This window comes from Pseudomonas sp. LBUM1679, assembly GCF_059695565.1.
This window is the reverse complement of record NZ_CP166774.1, coordinates 1,400,586-1,419,199: the sequence shown is the minus strand read 5'-3', so window position 1 is coordinate 1,419,199 and position 18,614 is coordinate 1,400,586. Positions and strand designations below refer to the sequence as shown.

At 60.8% G+C, this 18,614-nt stretch carries 17 protein-coding genes, 4 tRNA genes and 1 pseudogene; 3 read left to right on the top strand and 19 right to left on the bottom strand.

All coding sequences use genetic code 11. The annotated features are described in order from the left end of the window. Entirely contained in the window at positions 1-639 is a 639-nt protein-coding gene (locus ACA062_RS06515) for a LysE family translocator (protein WP_497455679.1), read from the top strand. A 116-nt stretch (positions 640-755) separates the two neighbouring features. Here the strand turns inward: ACA062_RS06515 and ACA062_RS06510 are convergent. The 4 genes from ACA062_RS06510 to ACA062_RS06495 form a co-directional block, all read right to left on the bottom strand. Beyond that, positions 756-831 (bottom strand) — tRNA-Gly (locus ACA062_RS06510). A 3-nt stretch (positions 832-834) separates the two neighbouring features. Then, positions 835-910: transfer RNA gene (locus ACA062_RS06505), tRNA-Glu, on the bottom strand. Between the two features lie 104 nt (positions 911-1,014). Continuing rightward, positions 1,015-1,090: transfer RNA gene (locus ACA062_RS06500), tRNA-Gly, on the bottom strand. A 2-nt stretch (positions 1,091-1,092) separates the two neighbouring features. Beyond that, positions 1,093-1,168: transfer RNA gene (locus ACA062_RS06495), tRNA-Glu, on the bottom strand. A 401-nt stretch (positions 1,169-1,569) separates the two neighbouring features. Between ACA062_RS06495 and ACA062_RS06490 the strand changes: the two genes are divergently transcribed. Then, on the top strand, positions 1,570-2,328 hold the full coding sequence (locus ACA062_RS06490) for a hypothetical protein (protein WP_497455678.1): 759 nt from the start codon (positions 1,570-1,572) through the stop codon (positions 2,326-2,328). A gap of 705 nt (positions 2,329-3,033) precedes the next feature. On the opposite strand, the gene ACA062_RS06485 is transcribed toward ACA062_RS06490, so the two are convergent. The 4 genes and pseudogenes from ACA062_RS06485 to ACA062_RS06470 form a co-directional block, all read right to left on the bottom strand. Next, positions 3,034-3,897 carry a methyl-accepting chemotaxis protein gene (locus tag ACA062_RS06485; protein WP_497457370.1) on the bottom strand — a complete coding sequence of 288 codons (864 nt, stop codon included), beginning with the start codon at positions 3,895-3,897 and terminating at the stop codon, positions 3,034-3,036. Then, a pseudogene (locus ACA062_RS06480) lies at positions 3,895-4,959 on the bottom strand (HAMP domain-containing protein); the annotation flags it as partial. The gene ACA062_RS06485 and the pseudogene ACA062_RS06480, both read right to left, overlap by 3 nt. A gap of 147 nt (positions 4,960-5,106) precedes the next feature. Beyond that, complete coding sequence (locus tag ACA062_RS06475) at positions 5,107-6,498, bottom strand: aminotransferase-like domain-containing protein (protein ID WP_497455677.1); 1,392 nt, start codon at positions 6,496-6,498, stop codon at positions 5,107-5,109. Positions 6,499-6,765: 267 nt separating this feature from the next. Next, positions 6,766-7,527 (bottom strand): SDR family oxidoreductase, encoded by a 762-nt coding sequence (locus ACA062_RS06470; RefSeq protein ID WP_497455676.1) that lies wholly within the window; start codon positions 7,525-7,527, stop codon positions 6,766-6,768. A gap of 232 nt (positions 7,528-7,759) precedes the next feature. On the opposite strand from ACA062_RS06470, the gene ACA062_RS06465 reads away from it, so the two are divergent. Further along, positions 7,760-8,764 carry an NADP-dependent oxidoreductase gene (locus ACA062_RS06465; RefSeq protein ID WP_497455675.1) on the top strand — a complete coding sequence of 335 codons (1,005 nt, stop codon included), beginning with the start codon at positions 7,760-7,762 and terminating at the stop codon, positions 8,762-8,764. 168 nt (positions 8,765-8,932) lie between these two features. Here the strand turns inward: ACA062_RS06465 and pyrF are convergent, their stop codons facing one another. The 11 genes from pyrF to ACA062_RS06410 all read right to left on the bottom strand — a co-directional run bounded on the left by pyrF (position 8,933) and on the right by ACA062_RS06410 (position 18,613). Then, positions 8,933-9,631, bottom strand: a complete 699-nt coding sequence (gene pyrF, locus ACA062_RS06460) for an orotidine-5'-phosphate decarboxylase (RefSeq protein ID WP_497455674.1) — start codon at positions 9,629-9,631, stop codon at positions 8,933-8,935. A gap of 184 nt (positions 9,632-9,815) precedes the next feature. After that, the gene (locus ACA062_RS06455) at positions 9,816-10,871 is read right to left on the bottom strand and encodes an AI-2E family transporter (protein WP_497455673.1); all 1,056 of its coding nucleotides are present in this window, start codon (positions 10,869-10,871) and stop codon (positions 9,816-9,818) included. Between the two features lie 68 nt (positions 10,872-10,939). After that, positions 10,940-11,746, bottom strand: a complete 807-nt coding sequence (locus ACA062_RS06450) for a DUF4892 domain-containing protein (protein ID WP_497455672.1) — start codon at positions 11,744-11,746, stop codon at positions 10,940-10,942. Between the two features lie 8 nt (positions 11,747-11,754). Next, on the bottom strand, positions 11,755-12,414 hold the full coding sequence (locus ACA062_RS06445) for a glutathione S-transferase family protein (RefSeq protein WP_497455671.1): 660 nt from the start codon (positions 12,412-12,414) through the stop codon (positions 11,755-11,757). 50 nt (positions 12,415-12,464) lie between these two features. Continuing rightward, positions 12,465-13,319 carry an alpha/beta hydrolase gene (locus ACA062_RS06440; RefSeq protein WP_497455670.1) on the bottom strand — a complete coding sequence of 285 codons (855 nt, stop codon included), beginning with the start codon at positions 13,317-13,319 and terminating at the stop codon, positions 12,465-12,467. Beyond that, complete coding sequence (locus tag ACA062_RS06435) at positions 13,316-14,122, bottom strand: alpha/beta fold hydrolase (protein WP_497455669.1); 807 nt, start codon at positions 14,120-14,122, stop codon at positions 13,316-13,318. Before ACA062_RS06435 ends, ACA062_RS06440 begins: the two co-directional genes overlap by 4 nt. Positions 14,123-14,410: 288 nt before the next feature. Next, positions 14,411-14,854 (bottom strand): hotdog fold thioesterase, encoded by a 444-nt coding sequence (locus ACA062_RS06430; RefSeq protein WP_497455668.1) that lies wholly within the window; start codon positions 14,852-14,854, stop codon positions 14,411-14,413. A gap of 33 nt (positions 14,855-14,887) precedes the next feature. Beyond that, on the bottom strand, positions 14,888-16,555 hold the full coding sequence (locus tag ACA062_RS06425) for an AMP-binding protein (RefSeq protein ID WP_497455667.1): 1,668 nt from the start codon (positions 16,553-16,555) through the stop codon (positions 14,888-14,890). Positions 16,556-16,759: 204 nt separating this feature from the next. Next, positions 16,760-17,212 (bottom strand): phosphohistidine phosphatase SixA, encoded by a 453-nt coding sequence (gene sixA, locus ACA062_RS06420; protein WP_497455666.1) that lies wholly within the window; start codon positions 17,210-17,212, stop codon positions 16,760-16,762. Next, positions 17,209-17,556, bottom strand: coding sequence for a DUF4389 domain-containing protein (locus tag ACA062_RS06415; RefSeq protein WP_128872127.1), 348 nt, complete (start codon positions 17,554-17,556; stop codon positions 17,209-17,211). Before ACA062_RS06415 ends, sixA begins: the two co-directional genes overlap by 4 nt. A 31-nt stretch (positions 17,557-17,587) precedes the next feature. Then, complete coding sequence (locus tag ACA062_RS06410) at positions 17,588-18,613, bottom strand: NAD(P)H-dependent glycerol-3-phosphate dehydrogenase (RefSeq protein ID WP_497455665.1); 1,026 nt, start codon at positions 18,611-18,613, stop codon at positions 17,588-17,590. Between the last annotated feature and the right edge of the window lies 1 nt (position 18,614).

Genomic DNA, 18,614 nt, shown 5'->3' with positions numbered 1-18,614 from the left:
ATGCTTTCGAATTACCTGGGCGAGTTTCTGGCGCTGGCGACTATCCACTTCCTGGCCGTGGTCGCACCCGGACCGGACTTCGCTGTTACCATCCGCCAGAGTGTGCGCTTTGGTCGAGTAGTGGGAATCTGCACGGCGCTTGGAATCGGTGCGGGCATTTCCGTGCATGTGCTTTACACGCTGCTTGGCGTCGGCGCACTGATGCACACCACGCCTTGGCTGTTGACGGTGGCCAAGGTGGTGGGCGGTGTCTACATTCTGTACCTCGGCGTCAGCCTGGTGCGCAGCAAACCCAAGACCGTACTGGAAGGCGACAATGGTGCGGACCAACCGATGGCAGAGCAAACACTGCTCAAGGCGTTCACCACAGGTTTCCTGACCAACGCCACCAACCCCAAGGCCACGTTGTTTTTCCTGGCGATCTTCACCAGCCTCATCAGCGCCACGACACCGCTCAACGTTCAGGCGTTGTATGGGGTCTGGATGTGTTTCGTGAATGCACTGTGGTTTGTCATCGTCGCGCTGTTTTTTTCCAGCACCCGGGTGCGATTGCTGTTCATGCGCATGGGGCATTGGTTCGAGCGGACAATGGGGGTGATTCTGATTTTGTTCGCCGGGCGCTTGATTTTGTCGATGTAAAAAACACCGTACATGCAAAAGGCCCGCACAGTGTGACTGGTGAGCCTTTTTATTGTCGCGGATACACATCACGCACAAACAAAAACGCCGCTCAATGAGCGGCGTTTTTGTGAAATTGGAGCGGGAAACGAGACTCGAACTCGCGACCCCGACCTTGGCAAGGTCGTGCTCTACCAACTGAGCTATTCCCGCAAATGGCGTCCCCTAGGGGACTCGAACCCCTGTTACCGCCGTGAAAGGGCGGTGTCCTAGGCCACTAGACGAAGGGGACACGCTGCCCGGAACACATGGTGTGTGTTTCGGTGCCCAGACCCGCATCCGAAGACTTGGTTCTGGTTTCACTCAGCCCTGCCCGAAAGCAACGCTGTTTAAAAATGGAGCGGGAAACGAGACTCGAACTCGCGACCCCGACCTTGGCAAGGTCGTGCTCTACCAACTGAGCTATTCCCGCATTGGCGTCCCCTAGGGGACTCGAACCCCTGTTACCGCCGTGAAAGGGCGGTGTCCTAGGCCACTAGACGAAGGGGACACACATACAACATTCACTTCCTACCGCGTTTCGCTGTGTGCTTTACGCTGTAAGTGGCGCGCATTCTATGGATGGATTGAGGGGTCGTCAACCCCCTGATATAAATTTATTTAAATCAATGACTTCGCCCTGCTTTAGGACACCGTTCCGGGTTTTCCGGCGCCCGGCGTTTGACGTCTATATTCTGACGCCCGGCAAAGCGTTATAGTCATCCATGCTCTGGATGATGGCAATATGCCTCCCTCACGACTATTACTTATAGTAATCAGGGCCGCGGCCGATACCGCATAAGGAAAGCCGATTCATTCCGCCTGGCGGTCTTGGGCGGCTCCCCTGCCAAACCACCACATTCGCACGCGAACCCATAAACCCATAAAGAGGTCTTACCGGTGACTCCACTCATGATCACCCTGCTAGTCGTAGCCGGGATCGCACTATTGATCGCCATTGGCTACATGAACCATGTGGTGGAAAACAGCAAGCTGGCAAAGGCCCGGACCCGGATCGCGCTGAACGATCGCCTGCGTCGCTGTGGCGAAATCACCGAGACTTTTCCCGGTCAGTTGATGACACCGGCACTCAAGCTGCTGTTGACCCGTCTGGAGCTGAACGTCTGCCAGCGCCTGCTCAACCTGGAAAAATCCAACGCCACGATGAAGGAACGGATCGCCGAACTGGATGCGGCGGTCGCCCAGGGCGAATCGATCCCGGTCAACAACCCGCCGGCACCGATCCAGACCGAAGCCAAAGCCAAGGACGTACGCTTCCTGCTCGAAGCCCTGCACGGCCAGATTACCCGCGCCGCCCATGATGGCTTCCTGCCGACCAACGAAGCCAAGCGCTGGATCCGCGAAGTCCGCCATCTCCTGGTCCTGCTGCACATCGAATTCTTCAACAACCTCGGCCAGCGCTCCCTGCAGGAGAACCAGCCCGGGCAAGCCCGCCTGGCGTTCGAACGCGGCGTGCAGTACCTGCGCAAACAGCAGGACCCCAAGGTCTACGCCGAACAACTGGAGCATCTGGAAAAACTCCTGGCCCGGGTCAACGCCCAAGTCATGGATAACACCGCGCCGGCTGAAGGAGAAGTGAACCAGCTGACCGAAGGCCTCAAGGACGTCGAGGCTGATGCGGACTGGAAGAAGAAAGTGATTTACGACTGATCAGGGCAAAGTAGAAGAGCCACCGAACAGGTGGCTTTTTTTGGGTTGGGGTTTATCGGTGGGTACATCCGATAAAGATTGGTTGGCTGGCAGGCCGCCTTCGCTGGCAAGCCGGCTCCTACAGGGGTTCTGGGTACATTCGTGGAATCAGGTCGGCTGTCGGGTTGCCAAGATCAAGATCAAAAGATCGCAGCCTTCGGCAGCTCCTACAGTGGGTCAGCGTACATTTGACAGAGATTGCTCGCTGGCAGGCCGCCTTCGCTGCGATGCGGCGACCCGACAAGCCAGCTCCTACAATGATCGGTGGACACCTTCGCTTCTCACCACTCATCAGGCCGAGCGTTAGCTCGCCTGCAGCTTTTGATCTTGATCCACCCGCCCCTTCGGGAGGCTGAGTGGAGGTGTTCATCCGGGGAGTGGCGCGTAGCGCCGTTCGACGCAGTCGAACACGCTGCATGTAGGTCGTCGCGAAGCAGACCGGAGGGCAGTGTCCCCGGATGAATACCGGAGCGAAGGAACGCCGAGCCTTAGCGAGGGGCCGGACGCCGGGGCGAGCCTTTTTTTGCTTACTTTTTTTTGGCGTTTGAAAAAAAAGTGAGTCGCCGTAAGGGCGAAACCATAAGCGGCCGTTACCGCAGCAACGGATATGTACACCTTCACCAAGAACCTGGTCGGCCCAAAGGCCGCCAAGACCAAAAGACCACATCAGAGCCGAAAGTGCCCGACCATCCCCTTCAACTCAACCCCCAACTGCGCCAGCTCAATACTGGACGCCGCATTGCCCTGCATCGCCAACGAAGACTGATCCGCACTGGCGCGAATACTCGTCACACTGCGATTGATCTCCTCGGCCACCGAACTCTGCTCCTCGGCAGCCGCCGCGATCTGCTGGTTCATCTGCTGAATCAACGATACCGCCGCGGCAATACTGCCCAGCGCACTCTCAGTCTGTAGCGCATCGCTGACCGCCAGCTTCACCAGCTCACCACTGTTCTGAATCTGCTGTACCGACGAGTGAGCCGCCAAACGCAAGGCGCTGACCAATCGCTCGATCTCCTCCGTCGATTGCTGGGTCCGTTTGGCCAATGCCCGCACTTCATCGGCCACCACCGCAAAGCCCCGGCCCTGCTCGCCGGCCCGCGCCGCCTCGATAGCGGCGTTGAGCGCCAACAGGTTGGTTTGCTCGGCCACGCTCTTGATGACACCGAGCACCATGCCGATGTTCTGGATTTGCGCACTCAAGCTTTCGATGCTCGAACTGGCCGAGGTCGCAGAGTCTGCCAGTTGTTCGATCCGGACCATGCTCTGGCGCACCACCTGCTGACCGCTTTCAACCTTGTCGTCCGCCGTTTGCGCCGCCTGAGCGGCCTCTTCCGCGTTACGCGCAACGTCGTGCACGGTCGCGGCCATCTGATTCATCGCGGTAGCGACCTGCTCGGTTTCTTCCTTCTGGCTGCTGACTTCCAGATTGGTCTGCTCGGTCACCGCCGACAGTGATTGCGCCGAACTGGCCAATTGCTCGATGCCGGCCTGCAAACCGCTGACAATACTGCTGAGCCCGGCCCCCATCTGTTGCATGGCCTGCATCAGTTGACCGATCTCGTCACGACGGGCCACTTCAACCGTCGCGCTCAAATCGCCAGCGGCGATCTGTTGCGCAACACGGATCACACTGCGCAACGGTGCCACGATCAACCGGGTCATCACCCATGCCGCAATCAACCCGACCAGCAAGGCCAGCGCGGAGGAGCCGATGATCAGCCACGAGTTCTTCTTCAGCTCGGCCTGCATCGACAGGTCTTCGGCGACATAGGCCTGATCCACTCGCTCCACCACCTGCGCGGCGCGCTGATGCAGTTGCTCATAGACCGTCTTTTCCTGTGCCAGCAGGCCAGTGTACTCGGCGAGCTTTTCACTGAAGCCAGCGATGTGGCCGGCCACTTCATTGAGGACGGTCTGGTAGCCCTCATCCTTCACCGTGGTTTTCAGCTGCTCGGCCTGGGTCAGCGCCTGGTCCGCCTGCTCAATCTTGCCCTGGGCCGCGCTGTCGTCGCCCTTGCGGCTCTGGTCCAGGCGCACGCGCGCTTCGTTCATGGCCTGCAACATCAGCCGCGATACCTGGCTGACCTGACTGGCTTGCTCGATGAACTGCGCACCGTCCTTACCCTCGGATTCTTTCAAGGTATAGGCGCCGTCATCGGCCAGCCCGGCCTGCAGCACATCGAGGTTATTGGCCACGCTGGACACCGACCAACTGGCCATTTCCAGCGCCAGGTCCTTGGCCTGGCTGAGCGAGACGAACTCGTCAAAGGCCTTGCGATAGGCGCCCAGGGATTGCTCGACCTCATTCATCACCGGCACGTTGGCCGCGGACCGGACCTTGAGTTCGGTCGCCAGGGCGATCAGCTCGTCCACACCCTTCTGCAGGGCTTCGGCGGTTTTCGGGTTGCCGTGCAACGCATACTCCTGCTCAAGCAGTCGCACCTTGAGCAGACCGCTGTTGAGCGACGACATGTGCGTGAGCCCGTCGAAGCGCTGGCTGATGGTCTGCAGGGCCCCTATGCCGATGGCCGCCACCACGGCGGTCAACAACAGTACGAGTACAAACCCGACACCCAGTTTTTTCGCCATACCGAGGTTGGCAAAACGTCCTTTCACGGCCGAAATCATTGCACGGGGTCCCCTGATAGAGTCTGTTGACGCAGGGTCGCAACGGGCCTGTATCAACACAAGTCTCTGCTGTCGGAATAATGGCAAAAAGCTACGCCACCGTCGTTTTCAGAACGCTTGAGGTCGATCCACAGTGGTGGCTTGAAAAAACGCCCGGGCTCGCGGGTCAGCGGCATAGGCCACGTTGATACGCTGCCAGTCACCGGGCTCGCCGGTGGGGCTGAAGGCCGTCGCTGAAGACAGCAGGACACCGAAGCGCTGTGCCTGGGCCCGCACCTGAGCGTAGTCGGCCATCCGTGATCGCGCCCAGATGAACAAGCCCCCGGCGGGCTTGCCGAAGACCTCCCACTCAGCGTCTTCGAGCATTTGCAAGACGGCCCCCCGGTCGCTGTTCAAACGCTGGCGTTGTCGCTGCACCAGCTTGCGGTAGGCACCACTGGCCAACAGGCAAGCCAGCACCGATTCACTAAACCGTGACGCGCCCATGCTGCTGATCATCTTGACCTCGGCCAGTCGCGAAACAACCCCGGCGCCGGCTACTACAAAACCGACCCGTAACGAACTGCTGAGGGTTTTGGAGAAACTGCCGACGTAGATCACGTTGTCCGCGGTATCCAGCGCGGCGAGCCGCGTACCGGGTCCGCTGGATAAATCCGCATAGACGTCATCTTCGATGACCAGTGCACAGTGGGTTTTCGCCAGTTGCAGAACCCGCTGGGCGACCTTCGGCGTCAGGCTGCTACCCGTTGGATTGTGATAGAAACTGTTGATGAACAAGGCACGGGGCCGGTACTGCAGGAGCAGCGCCTCGAGCACTTCGATATCGGGCCCCGTCGGCGTTCGCGGCACCTCGATCATGTTGACGCCGTGCAGCCTGAGCAGCTTGAACAGCATCGAGTACCCGGGACTTTCCACCACCACGCACTCCCCCGGCTTGAGCAAGGTGCGCACAATCAGATCAAGCCCCTGGCTGGCGCCCGCCGTTGTCAGGATTTGGCGCTCCTGCACGGCGATATCCCGTTGTAGCAGGCGCTTGAGAATTTGTTGGCGCAGGGCTGGCAGACCCAGCGGGGTGCCGTAGTTGAACAGGCCCGCCATGTCGGTGCGACTGACCTGACGGATCGCGTAACCCAGGTCGTCCGTCTCGCGCCAGCTGACGGGCAACCCGCCACAGCCCAGCTTCAGTTCACCCAGGACGCCATCGTGCTTTACCGCCGCGCCTTCGAACCAGGGGTAATCCCGATGCCTGCGAGCAGCCAATGTCGGGTCGGCGACAAAAAAGCCGCTGCCCTGACGCGACGCCAGCACCCCTTCAGCGACCAGGCGCTCACACGCTTCGACGACGCTGGACTGACTGAGCAGATTATCCCGCGCGATTTGCCGCGCAGAAGGTAAACGCGTGCCCGGCAAAACCTCGCTTTGACGGAGCCAGCCCGCCAGCGCATCGACGATTTGCTGGACGAGCGGCACCAAGGCCTGTCGATCGATTCTCAATTCCATGAGCAAGCAAACTCCTGTTTGTTTTGCTGGAACAGTTAATCACAGGAACGCTCGATGGGATGTGCGACAACGCCGCCAGAATCTTCGGTTCTAACCATTGGTAACACATTGTCCGGCGCCCAATGTAGGAGCAAGCTTGCTCGCGATGGACGTCAACGATAACGCGTTTCTTCTGGATAAACGCGTCTTCCTTGAGACCATCGCGAGCAAGCTTGCTCCTACATCGGCATTACACCAATGTGGGGTTTTGCACCGCAGTGCCTGGCTTCAGAATGCCGTGACGCCTCCGTCCACCGCCAACGAGTGGCCGGTGGTGAACGCTGCACCATCGCTGCACAGGTACAGCACCGCGCTGGCAATCTCCTCGACCTTGCCAATGCGCCCCACCGGGTGCATGGCATTGGCGAACTCGCCCTTCTTGGGATCCGCTTCATAGGCGCGGCGGAACATGTCGGTATCGATCACCGCCGGGCACACCGCATTCACCCGAATCTTTTTCTTGGCGTATTCGATGGCCGCCGATTTGGTCAGGCCGATCACGGCATGTTTCGAGGCCGCGTAGATGCTCATCTTTGGCGCAGCGCCCAGGCCGGCCACCGAAGCGGTGTTGACGATCGCACCACCGCCCTGGGCCAGCAACAAAGGCAATTGGTACTTCATGCACAGCCAGACACCTTTGACATTGACGCCGATGATCGCGTCGAACTCATCGATCGTGCCTTCGGCGAGTTTGCCTTTCTCGATTTCGATGCCGGCGTTGTTGAAGGCATAATCGAGACGGCCGTAGGTATTCACTACTTCGTCCATCAGATTTTTTACATCACTTTCCAACGTAACGTTGCAACGCACGAAAGTTGCTTCACCGCCCGCCGTGCGAATCAACGCCACCGTGCCCTCGCCACCTGCAGTGTCGAGGTCGGCCACCACCACTTTCAAGCCTTCGGCGGCGAACGCCTGGGCAGTCGCACGGCCAATACCGGCGGCCGCCCCTGTCACCACTGCCACCTGGCCGGAAAACGTCATGCTCATTGTTATGTCCTCGTAGAAGATGCGGGGGTCCGCGTGCCGCAATCTAGCCACAGGCATCCGTAGCGCGGCAGCACTATCAGAAGGCCGGTTGAGTGCCCATGAGTGGCAGTGATAAAACCGCCAGGCCAGCCATCACTGTTCTGGATCGGACTGCATTCGCCGCAGCAGCCCGACTTGCGGCAATGATCATGAAGGGCTATCAACAAGACTTCATTCATCTTGAGTGCCTGTCATGACTACCCAGACCAATCGCCAGTTCCTGCTCGCCAAACGTCCGGTGGGTGCGGCAACCCGCGAGACCTTTACCTATCAGCAAGTACCGGTCGGCGAACCGGCCGCGGGTCAGATTCTGGTCAAAAACGAATACTTGTCCCTGGACCCGGCCATGCGAGGCTGGATGAACGAGGGCAAGTCCTATATTCCGCCAGTGGGTATCGGCGAAGTCATGCGTGCATTGGGTGTAGGCCAGGTCATTGCTTCGAACCATTCGGATTTTGCGGTCGGGGACTACGTCAACGGTGCCCTGGGCGTGCAGGATTATTTCCTCGGCGAGCCGCGGGGTTTCTACAAAGTCGATCCGAAACTGGCACCGCTGCCGCGCTTTCTTTCGGCACTGGGCATGACCGGGATGACCGCCTACTTCGCCCTGCTCGACGTCGGTGCGCCCAAGGCCGGTGACACTGTGGTGCTCTCGGGCGCGGCCGGCGCGGTGGGCAGCATTGCCGGGCAGATTGCCAAGCTCAAGGGTTGCCGCGTCGTCGGCATCGCGGGCGGTGCCGACAAGTGCCAGTTCCTGATCGACGAACTGGGTTTTGACGGCGCCATCGATTACAAGAACGAAGACGTCCACGCCGGGCTCAAGCGCGAGTGTCCGAAAGGCGTGGATGTGTACTTCGATAATGTCGGCGGCGATATCCTCGATGCAGTGCTGAGTCGCCTGAACTTGAAGGCACGGGTGGTGATTTGCGGCGCCATCAGCCAGTACAACAACAAGGAAGCGGTCAAAGGTCCGGCCAACTACCTGTCGCTGCTGGTCAACCGCGCGCGGATGGAAGGTTTCGTGGTGATGGATTACGCCCCACAGTACGCCGCTGCCGCGCAGGAAATGGCAGGCTGGATGGCCAAGGGGCAGCTCAAGAGCAAGGAAGACATCGTCGAAGGACTCGAGACGTTCCCGGAGACGCTGATGAAATTGTTCAGCGGGGAGAATTTCGGGAAGTTGGTTCTGAAGGTTTAACGCTGGTCTGTAGGAGCCGGCTTGCTGGCGAAGGCATCACCGCGGTGAAACAGATACACCGCGGTGGTGCCATCCCTGCAGGAACCGGCTTGCTGGCGATGCAGGCACCGCGGTGAGTCAGGTACACCGCGGTGATGCCTTCGCCAGCAAGCCGGCTCCTACAGGTGATCAGGCCAACTCTGCAACCACAGCGGCCAACGCCTTGGCCGGATCCGCCGCCTGGCTGATCGGACGGCCGATCACCAGATAGTCGGAACCGGCATCCAGCGCCTGACGCGGGGTCAGGATACGGCGCTGATCGTCCTGGGCGCTGCCCGCCGGACGAATCCCAGGGGTCACCAGTTGCAGCGACGGGTGAGCCGATTTCAGGGCCTGGGCTTCCAGGGCCGAGCAGACCAGACCGTCCATCCCGGCTTTTTCCGCCAGTGCGGCCAGACGCAGCACCTGCTCCTGCGGCTCGATGTCCAGGCCGATACCCGCCAGGTCTTCACGCTCCATGCTGGTCAGCACGGTCACGCCGATCAACAGCGGCTTCGGGCCGATGCGCTGGTCGAGCACTTCGCGGCAGGCGGCCATCATGCGCAGACCACCGGAACAGTGCACGTTGACCATCCACACGCCCATTTCCGCGGCCGCCTTGACGGCCATCGCGGTGGTATTCGGGATGTCGTGGAACTTGAGGTCCAGGAATACTTCGAAACCCTTGTCACGCAGGGTGCCAACGATTTCCGAGGCGCAGCTGGTAAACAGTTCTTTACCGACTTTGACCCGGCACAGCTTCGGGTCCAACTGATCGGCCAGCTTCAGTGCGGCGTCACGGGTAGGGAAATCCAGGGCGACGATGATGGGAGTCTGGCAGGCGGACATGAGTGGGCTCTCAGGCAGGTCGAAATCGGCGCGCATTGTAGCGGAACCAGTGGCGCTGCGGGACCCGATGATCGGTAAATCGTCGAGACGGCTCCCGCAAGCCTAGCCCCTGCATCCATTGTGTCGAGTCAGATATACACCTGACACACCCGCACCTGGATGAACAGCGCACCAGCGACGCCTCTCAAGGCCGGCGATCCTCAACCCGGGCTTGAGTCTTGCTCCAGTCGGTCAGCAAGCTGTAAGCCACGGCCAACAAGGTCGGCCCGATAAACAAACCGATGAACCCAAACGCAATCAGCCCACCAAACACCCCGAGCAACACAATCACCAAGGGCAAATTGCCGCCCCGACTGATCAGGTAAGGCTTGAGCACGTTGTCGACCCCACTGATGATGAACATCCCCCAGCACCCGAGGAACACCGCCATCCCGTATTCACCCTTCCAGGCCAGCCAGGCCGTGGCCGGAATCCACACCAGCGGTGGCCCCATCGGAATCAGACTCAGCAAAAACGTGACGATCCCCAGGACCAGCGCCCCGGGAACCCCGGCAATCAGGAACCCGATCAATGCCAGGACCGCCTGAGCCGCCGCCGTCCCGATGACCCCGTTCACCACACGCTGCACCGTTCCCGCCACCAGTTCGATGTAATAGCCGGCCCGATCACCGATCAGCCGCTGCAGCAACCCGTGAACAAACGCCGCCAACCGCGGCCCGTCGCGGTAGAAAAAGAACACAAAGACAATGCTCAACGTCAGTTCGAGAATCCCGCCGCCAATCTGCGCACTGCGCGCCAGCAACCAGTTACCGACCTGGCCCAGATAGGGCTTGATCGCCAGCATCATCGCCGCGCCCTGCTGATCGATACTGTTCCAGATCCCCACCAGCCGCTCGCCCACCAAGGGAATACTGCCCAGCCAGACCGGTGCTTCGGGCAGACCGTCGACCTGCACATCCTTGATGAACGCCGTGGCGTCGCGCACATGGTCCGCCAGGTTGAACCCCAGCCATACCAGCGGCGCCGCCACCAGCACCATCCAGCCCATGGTCAGCAGCGCCGCCGCCAGGGATTCACGCCCGTTGAGCCAGCGGGTCAGCAAACGCATCAGCGGCCAACTGGCGAAGGCCAGCACCGCGCCCCAGAACAACGCGGACCAGAACGGCGCCATCACCCAGAAACTCGCGCCAAATAGCACCAGGAGCAGGATCTGCACCAACAGCCGATCGTTATTGATCATCCCAGTCTCGAAAAAAGTCAGTCAGCCAAAAAGTAGGTGAACATGCGAGCACGTTCACCCGATACAGCTTACCGCAACAGTTCGAGGTGCAGGCCAGAGCCTTCGACACTGCCGGCTTCGATTCTGGCCGTGCGCACACCCTGCCCGATCAGCGCCTGGCGCCAGGCTTCGGCCTTGGGCCCGGAAACACTGACCCGCAAAGTGGTGTCAAGATTCAATCCACGGGAGATCAAGCGCAGCCAGGTCTCGTCGGGATCGCCGGTCAGTTTGGGGAAATCGAGCTCACCGGTGCTCTTGAGCTCGCGCAGCAAGGTCGCGGATGTCGGCAGCACATTGCCCAGCGGTGCCGCGGCGTCGAACTGTTCGACATGCAGATAGGCTTTGCGATTGCCGCGAGTGATGCTGTAAAGCGCCACCAGTGTGTTGTCCTGCGGCGTTGCCAGACGCAACAGCAGAAACGCTTGCTGGTCGTCGGCGCCATAGAGCTTGGCGTTGCCGAAGACATCATTGGCCCACAGGCTGCTTTCCCCGCAATCCCGGGCCTGGCACCAGAACAGCAACTCGGCATCCTGCTTCTGCAGGGATTCGCGGGCGGCCGTGAAGGCGTCGATGGAAGAGTGCTCCGGTGGCAACTCGTAGGTGACCGAGGTCGCATTGCCACGGGCACTGACCTGACCCTCGAAGCGCAGCTGGCCGCTGATCTTGCGGATCGAACCCAGCGGGTAGATCCGCTCGAGCTCGGCCGCCGGGCGATAGTCGACGATCTGCGCATCGGTCATGCGCGGCACGATCGGCAGGTCCTGACTGCCCGGGACATCGGCGGCAAACGATAGAGGACTGAAACAGCACAGCGCCAGCAAACTGAATGAACGCATGGTCGGGCTCATCGGATCAGCATGGCCTGGGCACCTTTGACGACGCTGGCATCGTCGATGCGTTCGGGCACCAGCAGACCACGCTGTACTGCCGGGCGCGCCTCCATGGTCGCCATCCAGCGTTGCAAGGCGGACAAACCCTCCACCTCGACACCGGACCACTCGTGGCCACGCACCCATGGAAAGGTCGCAATATCGGCAATGCTGTACTCGCCCGCCAGAAACTCTACCGCTTGCAGGCGCGTGTCGAGCACTTCATAGAGACGACGGGTTTCATGCTGGTAACGGTCGATGGCCCCCTGCAGTTTCTCGGGGAAATAGCGGAAAAACACGTTGGCCTGCCCCTGCATCGGGCCGATTCCGCCCATCTGGAACATCAGCCACTGCAGCACCACCGAGCGCCCTTTCGGGTCCGTGGGCAGCAACTTGCCGCTCAGTTCAGCGAGATAAACCAGGATGGCGCCGGATTCGAACACGGCAAAATCGCCGTTGGAGCGGTCGACAATCGCCGGAATCCGGCCATTGGGATTGATCTTGAGGAAGTCCTCGGATTTCTGTTCCTTCTTGTCGAAACTCAAGGCGCGCACCGTATAGGGCAGGCCGAGTTCCTCGAGCACGATAGAGACCTTGTGGCCATTCGGGGTCGCAGCGGTGTAGAGATCTATCATGGTTGTCTCCCAATTCAACCCGCCCAGCCTCGACAGTTGCCCGGCGCAAGTCAAGGAACGGCGAAGAACCGATTGAAACAGTCTGCGACAAGGTCGGCTCCGGCTTCGTCATTCAGGTGCAAATGATGGCCGCCAGGCAGCTGTTCACGGCTAAAGGGTAGACGTTCCAGCAATTCGGAATGTTTGGCGAGCATGCCGTCGGCCGCGACCACCAGTTTTGCAGGACAACCGATCCGCTGGACGAAGGCCATCGCCTGTTCAGTGGTCAGACGCAGCGGCGATGGCAAGGTAAGACGGTTATCGGTGCGCCAGGTGTAACCACCCGGTACCGGCATCAGACCCCGTTGCGCCAACAGCTCGGCGGCTTCACGACTGACCGCCACCAGACCTTTCATGCGCGCTTCGATGGCGCGATCGAGGGTGTGGTAGACCGGTTTGCGTTTCTCCCTTAGACCCAGCTGTGCTTGCAGGGCCATGCCCATGCGCTCGGCAGCATTTTCGCCTTTGTCTGTAGGAGGAATGATGCCGTCGATCAAGGCCAGATGGGTCACCCGCTCCGGCAATGACCCGGCCAGCACCAGTGAAACGATCGCGCCCATCGAGTGCCCCAATAACCCGAAGCGTTTCCAGCCCAGTTGTTCGGCCACTTGCAGCACGTCATGAGCGTAATCCCAGAGCGCGTAACCGGCGCCCGCAGGCCGATGCCCGGAGTGACCATGACCGGCCATGTCCAGGGCGACGATGCGCAGCCCCTCAAGCTTCGGTGCCAACCGGGCAAAGCTGTTGGCGTTATCCAGCCAGCCGTGCAAGGCGATCACCGGGACACCGTCTTCCGGGCCGAACAGATGCGCCGCCAATTCGATATGTGGCAGGCTCAGGCGAACTTCTTCGACGACAGGGCTCATGCGCAATCCTGCTGGCGGCGACCTTCCCAGCGGCTGAACAGATTCTTCAGCAGCACGGCCGTATCCTGGGGACGTTCCAGCGGAAACATGTGCCCGCCGGGCATGGTCAGTGACTCGCCCAGCGGCATGCGCCCGACGACACTGGCGTGATGACGCATCACCACCCGACTCTTGTGCCCGCGAACCACCGCCAGCGGCACTTTCAGTTGCCGTGCCCGGCCCGGACTGGTGTGGGGCACGCCGCGGTAGATGCTGATTTCCGTCGCCGGGTCGAAGCGCAGGCGCAACGTGTCGCCGACCTTTTGCAAACCGTGTTGCAGATAAGCATCGAAACATTCCGGGTCGAAGCTGCGAAACAGGGTTTTGCCGGCAAAATACACGCGCGCAGCTTCCAGGTCGGCGAACTCTTCGCGACGGCCCAGGGTGCGACCGGCCGGGGTCAGGCGGTCGATGAAACCAAAGCGCTTGGCGGCGCGGATGACCCATTGATCAGTACGGGTCAGCACCGGCGAATCGAGCATCACCACCCCGCGATACAGCTCGGGGCAACGCAGGGCCGCATGCAAATGCAACACACCGCCGAAGGAATGCCCGACACCCCACACCGGTTCCGGTTGCTGCCTGAGGTGATGAATCAACTCGTCGACCAGGTTGTGCCAATTGTCGTCCGCCGGGAAACGCGGGTCGTGGGCGTGCTGCTCCAGATGCGTCACCTGATACTCGGGCGCCAGCGCCGCGAACAACTTGCCGTAGGTTCCCGAAGGAAAGCCATTGGCGTGGGCGAAAAAAATCTGTTGCGGCATACAGGCAAATCCATGAGCGAGAACATGAGATTGATTGTCCGCAAGACAACGGCCTGCAGCAATGACTGTAACTGACAGGAATGATGACAGTCCCGCCATGTCTATCAGCAATTCAGCGTTCACGCAGCCCCAGTGGCGAGCGAGCTTGCTCGCGCTCGGCTGCGCAGCAGCCGCAATACCGGTGAACGCGGCATTACCCGACAGAATTGGGCCGCTTCGCGACCCAGCGGGAGCCAGCTCCCTCGCCACAGAGGGCCGTTCGCCTATAAAAATCGGTGCTCTGCGCAATCAACGTGCCGGCGGATTCTCACCCAACGGCACCACCGCCATGGTCAACCGCGACACACAACTGGCCTTGCCTTCGTCGCTGGTCAGCCGAATGTCCCAGACATGGGTCGTACGTCCTACGTGAATCGCCCTGGCCACCGCTGTCACTCGCCCCGTGCGCAAGCCACGCAAATGGTTGGCGTTAATTTCCAGGCCCACGCAATAAAACTTGCTGGTATCGATGCACAGGTAACTGGCCATGGAACCGACGGTTTCGGCCAACACCACCGAGGCGCCGCCGTGCAGCAGGCCGTACGGCTGGTGAGTACGGTGGTCGATGACCATGCTGGCGGTCAGGGACGCTTCATCGAAGTCTTCGAAGCGGATATCCAGCACTTCGCCGATGGTGTTTTTCTGGATCGCGTTCAACTGCTCGATGTTGGGAGTGGTACGCCACAAACTCATTGCTGACATCCTTTGTTGGTTTTTATTCGTCACTCAATCCTGCCACAGCACGGCTTCGCTGCGCTCGCTCCATTCTTCGAACCGGGCACCGTAGGCCGCTTCGATCATGTTGCGCCTGATCTTCAGGGTCGGCGTCAGGAAGCCGTTCTCCACGGCCCAACTGTCCTTGACCACCACCAGCCGCCGCAAGCGCTCATGGTGGTCGAGCATGCCGTTGACCTCTTCCAGAAGCTTTTCCAGGCTGGACTGCAGGCCTGCGCGCGCGGTGCCGCCCGCGTCCTGTTGCCCCACCGCCGAGAGCACGCACAATCCCAGCGGCGCACTCAATCCATCGCCGACCACGCACACCTGCTCGATCCGCGAATGCACCGCCAGCCGATTTTCGATCGGTGCCGGGGCGACGTATTTGCCTGTGCTGGTCTTGAAGATTTCCTTCAGGCGTCCGGTCAGGCGCAGGTTGCCTTCGGCGTCTTGCTCGCCCTTGTCACCGGTGCGCAGGAAGCCGTCTTCAGTGAGGGTTTCGGCGGTTTTTTCCGGTTCCCTGAAATACCCGAGCATGGTCGCGCCGCTGCGCACCAACACTTCGCCGGACGGCTCGATGCGCACCTCCACCTCCGGGCATGGCTTGCCGATCCAGCCGGGTTTGTGCTCACCGGGCCGGCCAACGTGCGAATAGCCGCAGTTCTCGGTCATCCCGTACACCTCCAGCACATCCAGCCCCAGTTTCCGGTACCACCGCAGCAAGGACTGCGGCACGGGCGCAGCGCCGGACAAGGCCACGCGCAAGGCATCCAGCCCCAAACCGGCAAGGACTTTGTGCCCCACCCGCTTGCCGATCACCGGCAAGCCCAGCAGGAAGTCGAGACGCTTTGCCGCAATTTTGCCGTACACGCCCATCTGGAACCGGGTCCAGATGCGCGGCACGCCGAACATGGCGGTCGGCCGCGCACGCTGCAGGTCGGTAAGGAAGGTGTCGAGGCTCTCGGCAAAAAATACGCTTTGCCCGCTATAAATCGACGCCAGTTCGACGAACATCCGCTCGGCGACGTGGCACAGCGGCAGGTAGGACAGCAGTCGGTCCGACTCGTTGAGACCGAACAATTGCGTGCCACGGGTGGTGGCAAACCCCAGGTTGGCGAAGCTGTGCATCACGCCCTTGGGCAGGCCGGTGGTGCCGGAGGTGTAAATGATCGTCGCCAATTGGCCGGCGGACGGCTTGGGATCATCCTGGATCGGTGAGCTCGCTTGCAGGTCGGCCCAGCTGAAATCGAACGTGCCGGGCGGGTGCAATGGCAGGCTGATGGTCGGCAGATCGGGATTGACCCCGCAGGACATGCCGGGCCAGTCGTCGAGCTTGCCGATGAACGCCAGCGTCGCTTGCGAATGTTCCAGTACTTGGGCGACGGACTCGGCCGTGAGATTAGGGTACAGGGGCACCGAGACATGTCCAGCCATCCAGATCGCCAGGTCGGCAATGATCCAGTGCGCACAGTTTTTCGAGATCAGGGCGATGTGACTGCCTTGGGGCAGTTCCCGCGCGCGCAACCAATGCGCGGCGCATCGGGCCTGATGCCCGACGTCTTCCCAGGTGAGGGTCTCGACCTGTCCGCCGCCCATGGGCTGGACCAGGAAGCGCTGGCGGGGATGACGGGCTTCGCGCTCGTAGAAGACGTCCAGCGGCAAACGGAAAGCGGCTGACATGCGACTCGCTCCTGTGTTTTTGCTCTGGAGCAAGCGTAGTCAACCAAGCGGTTGCTTGGTCAACTATTTCACACAAAAACCAGCAACGCCGCCGACCCTGTGGGAGCGTGGCTTGCCCGCGATGGAATCGACTCGGTCTTTCTGGAAAACCGCGGTGTCTGCATCGCGGGCAAGCCACGCTCCCACAGGGGCCGGTTTCTTCAGTTATGGTGACTTGATGCCGTTGAGCTTCATCGCTCCGGCCAACGGCCCTTCGCCTTCAAGCTCGGCAAGGCCGGCGGTGGGGACCGATTCCCGGTCCTGCACATGGCCGTGCTGAAGATAACCGAGCAGGTTGCCCACCAGCGGATTGTGACTGACCAGCAGCGCATGATCGACAGACACCAACTGCTCCGCCACCGTTTGCGGACGGTAGTCGGGTGTCAACCATTCAACGGTGCGAATCTCCGGTTGAAAGCCCAGCGTTTCACGGACCAGTTGGGCGGTTTCCTGCGCTCGCAGGAAAGGGCTGGCATAGATGGCCGTAATCGGCTTGCCGATCAACTCGGCGGCGGTGCGCAGCACCTCTTCACGCCCCTTGACGGTCAATGCCCGCTCGGAATCGGGACGTTTGCCATGTGGCTCGGCTTCACCATGACGCAATACCCAGAGTTTCATAGTTTCGGTTCCTCATCTCGAGCCGGATGCGGCGCTGGCGCCACAACGTGTGGCGCTTCACCTTCCGGGGTCCGCGGCGTCGGCCAGTCGGCGAACGGCCAAGGCTTCTGGTCGCTGTGAAAACTGCCGAAACGACCAATCTGCGCCAGGAACTGGCTCAGGCTGTCGCCGAAGTTCATCAGGCTGGCGCTCGGGGCGCCATAGATCAAACGATAGATCAGTTGAACCAGCACCACCGCGCCGAGGATGAATTGCGCCACTTGCCAGACCAGCAAGAAGACGATCATCCACAGCACGCGCAGCAGGATGGATTCGTACCTGGCTTCTACTTTCGGATCATTCATGTCTCGCTCCCTGCCCCTGTCAATTGAGTGCTCAGTTGAAACCACTGGTGGAAATAAAGTCGACGTCGGTTTTCGGCTCGGCACGCATCAATAGACCGATCACCTGCTCCAGCGTGCGCCCTTCGAACAGGATGGCATGGAGCCCGGCGACCAGCGGCATATACACGCCAACTTCCTGGGCCTTGGCCTTGAGCACTTTCAGGGTGTTGACGCCTTCGGCCACCTCGCCCAGACGTGTCACCGCTTCTTCCAGGCTCAACCCCTGGCCGAGGGCGAACCCGACCTGGTAGTTACGGCTTTTCGGCGACGAACAGGTGACGATCAAATCGCCCACGCCCGCCAGCCCGAGGAAAGTCATGGGGTTGGCGCCCTGATTCACCGCGAAACGAGTCATTTCCGCCAGCGCCCGGGTGATCAACATGCTTTTGGTGTTTTCGCCCATCCCCAGCGCCACCGCCATGCCGGCGATGATCGCGTAGACGTTTTTCAGCGCCCCGCCCAACTCCACGCCGAAGCGGTCGGCGCTGGCGTAGACGCGAAAGGTGCGACCGTGCAGCGCGGCCTGGACCTGCTGGCAGAGGTCTTCGTCTTCGCTGGCGACCACCGTGGCGGTCAGCGCGTGTTCGGCGATTTCACGGGCCAGGTTCGGCCCCGACAGTACGCCGATACGCGCCTGCGGCGCGATCTCTTCGAGGATCTCGCTCATCAGCTTGAAGGTGTGGGCTTCGATGCCTTTGGTCAGGCTCACCAGCAATTTACCGCGCAAACGTTCGGCATGCGGCGCCAGCACCGAGCGCAGCGCGCTGGACGGCAGCGCAACGAAACTCAGGTCGCAGGCTTCCAGAGTGGCTTGCAGGTCGGTGACCGCTTCCACGGCCGGCAGAATCTTGATGCCTTTGAGGTAGCGCGGGTTTTCCCGATTGACCCTGATGGCCTCGGCCTGGTCGGGGTCACGCATCCACAGCCGAACCTGATGCCCGTTCTCGGCCAGCAGATTAGCCACGGCGGTACCAAAACTTCCGCCTCCCAGGACCGCAATTGGGCGCTGTTCAGTCATA

Excerpts from the sequence above, each read along its gene's own strand:
- ACA062_RS06440 (WP_497455670.1), bottom strand. The coding sequence starts at position 13,319 with ATGAGCCCTGTCGTCGAAGAAGTTCGCCTGAGCCTGCCACATATCGAA.
- ACA062_RS06490 (WP_497455678.1), top strand. The coding sequence starts at position 1,570 with ATGATCACCCTGCTAGTCGTAGCCGGGATCGCACTATTGATCGCCATT.
- sixA (WP_497455666.1), bottom strand. The coding sequence starts at position 17,212 with ATGAAACTCTGGGTATTGCGTCATGGTGAAGCCGAGCCACATGGCAAA.
- ACA062_RS06410 (WP_497455665.1), bottom strand. The coding sequence starts at position 18,613 with ATGACTGAACAGCGCCCAATTGCGGTCCTGGGAGGCGGAAGTTTTGGT.
- ACA062_RS06485 (WP_497457370.1), bottom strand. The coding sequence starts at position 3,897 with ATGGGGGCCGGGCTCAGCAGTATTGTCAGCGGTTTGCAGGCCGGCATC.
- ACA062_RS06475 (WP_497455677.1), bottom strand. The coding sequence starts at position 6,498 with ATGGAATTGAGAATCGATCGACAGGCCTTGGTGCCGCTCGTCCAGCAA.
- ACA062_RS06515 (WP_497455679.1), top strand. The coding sequence starts at position 1 with ATGCTTTCGAATTACCTGGGCGAGTTTCTGGCGCTGGCGACTATCCAC.
- ACA062_RS06470 (WP_497455676.1), bottom strand. The coding sequence starts at position 7,527 with ATGAGCATGACGTTTTCCGGCCAGGTGGCAGTGGTGACAGGGGCGGCC.
- ACA062_RS06465 (WP_497455675.1), top strand. The coding sequence starts at position 7,760 with ATGACTACCCAGACCAATCGCCAGTTCCTGCTCGCCAAACGTCCGGTG.
- ACA062_RS06425 (WP_497455667.1), bottom strand. The coding sequence starts at position 16,555 with ATGTCAGCCGCTTTCCGTTTGCCGCTGGACGTCTTCTACGAGCGCGAA.
- pyrF (WP_497455674.1), bottom strand. The coding sequence starts at position 9,631 with ATGTCCGCCTGCCAGACTCCCATCATCGTCGCCCTGGATTTCCCTACC.
- ACA062_RS06430 (WP_497455668.1), bottom strand. The coding sequence starts at position 14,854 with ATGAGTTTGTGGCGTACCACTCCCAACATCGAGCAGTTGAACGCGATC.
- ACA062_RS06435 (WP_497455669.1), bottom strand. The coding sequence starts at position 14,122 with ATGCCGCAACAGATTTTTTTCGCCCACGCCAATGGCTTTCCTTCGGGA.
- ACA062_RS06450 (WP_497455672.1), bottom strand. The coding sequence starts at position 11,746 with ATGCGTTCATTCAGTTTGCTGGCGCTGTGCTGTTTCAGTCCTCTATCG.
- ACA062_RS06445 (WP_497455671.1), bottom strand. The coding sequence starts at position 12,414 with ATGATAGATCTCTACACCGCTGCGACCCCGAATGGCCACAAGGTCTCT.
- ACA062_RS06455 (WP_497455673.1), bottom strand. The coding sequence starts at position 10,871 with ATGATCAATAACGATCGGCTGTTGGTGCAGATCCTGCTCCTGGTGCTA.
- ACA062_RS06415 (WP_128872127.1), bottom strand. The coding sequence starts at position 17,556 with ATGAATGATCCGAAAGTAGAAGCCAGGTACGAATCCATCCTGCTGCGC.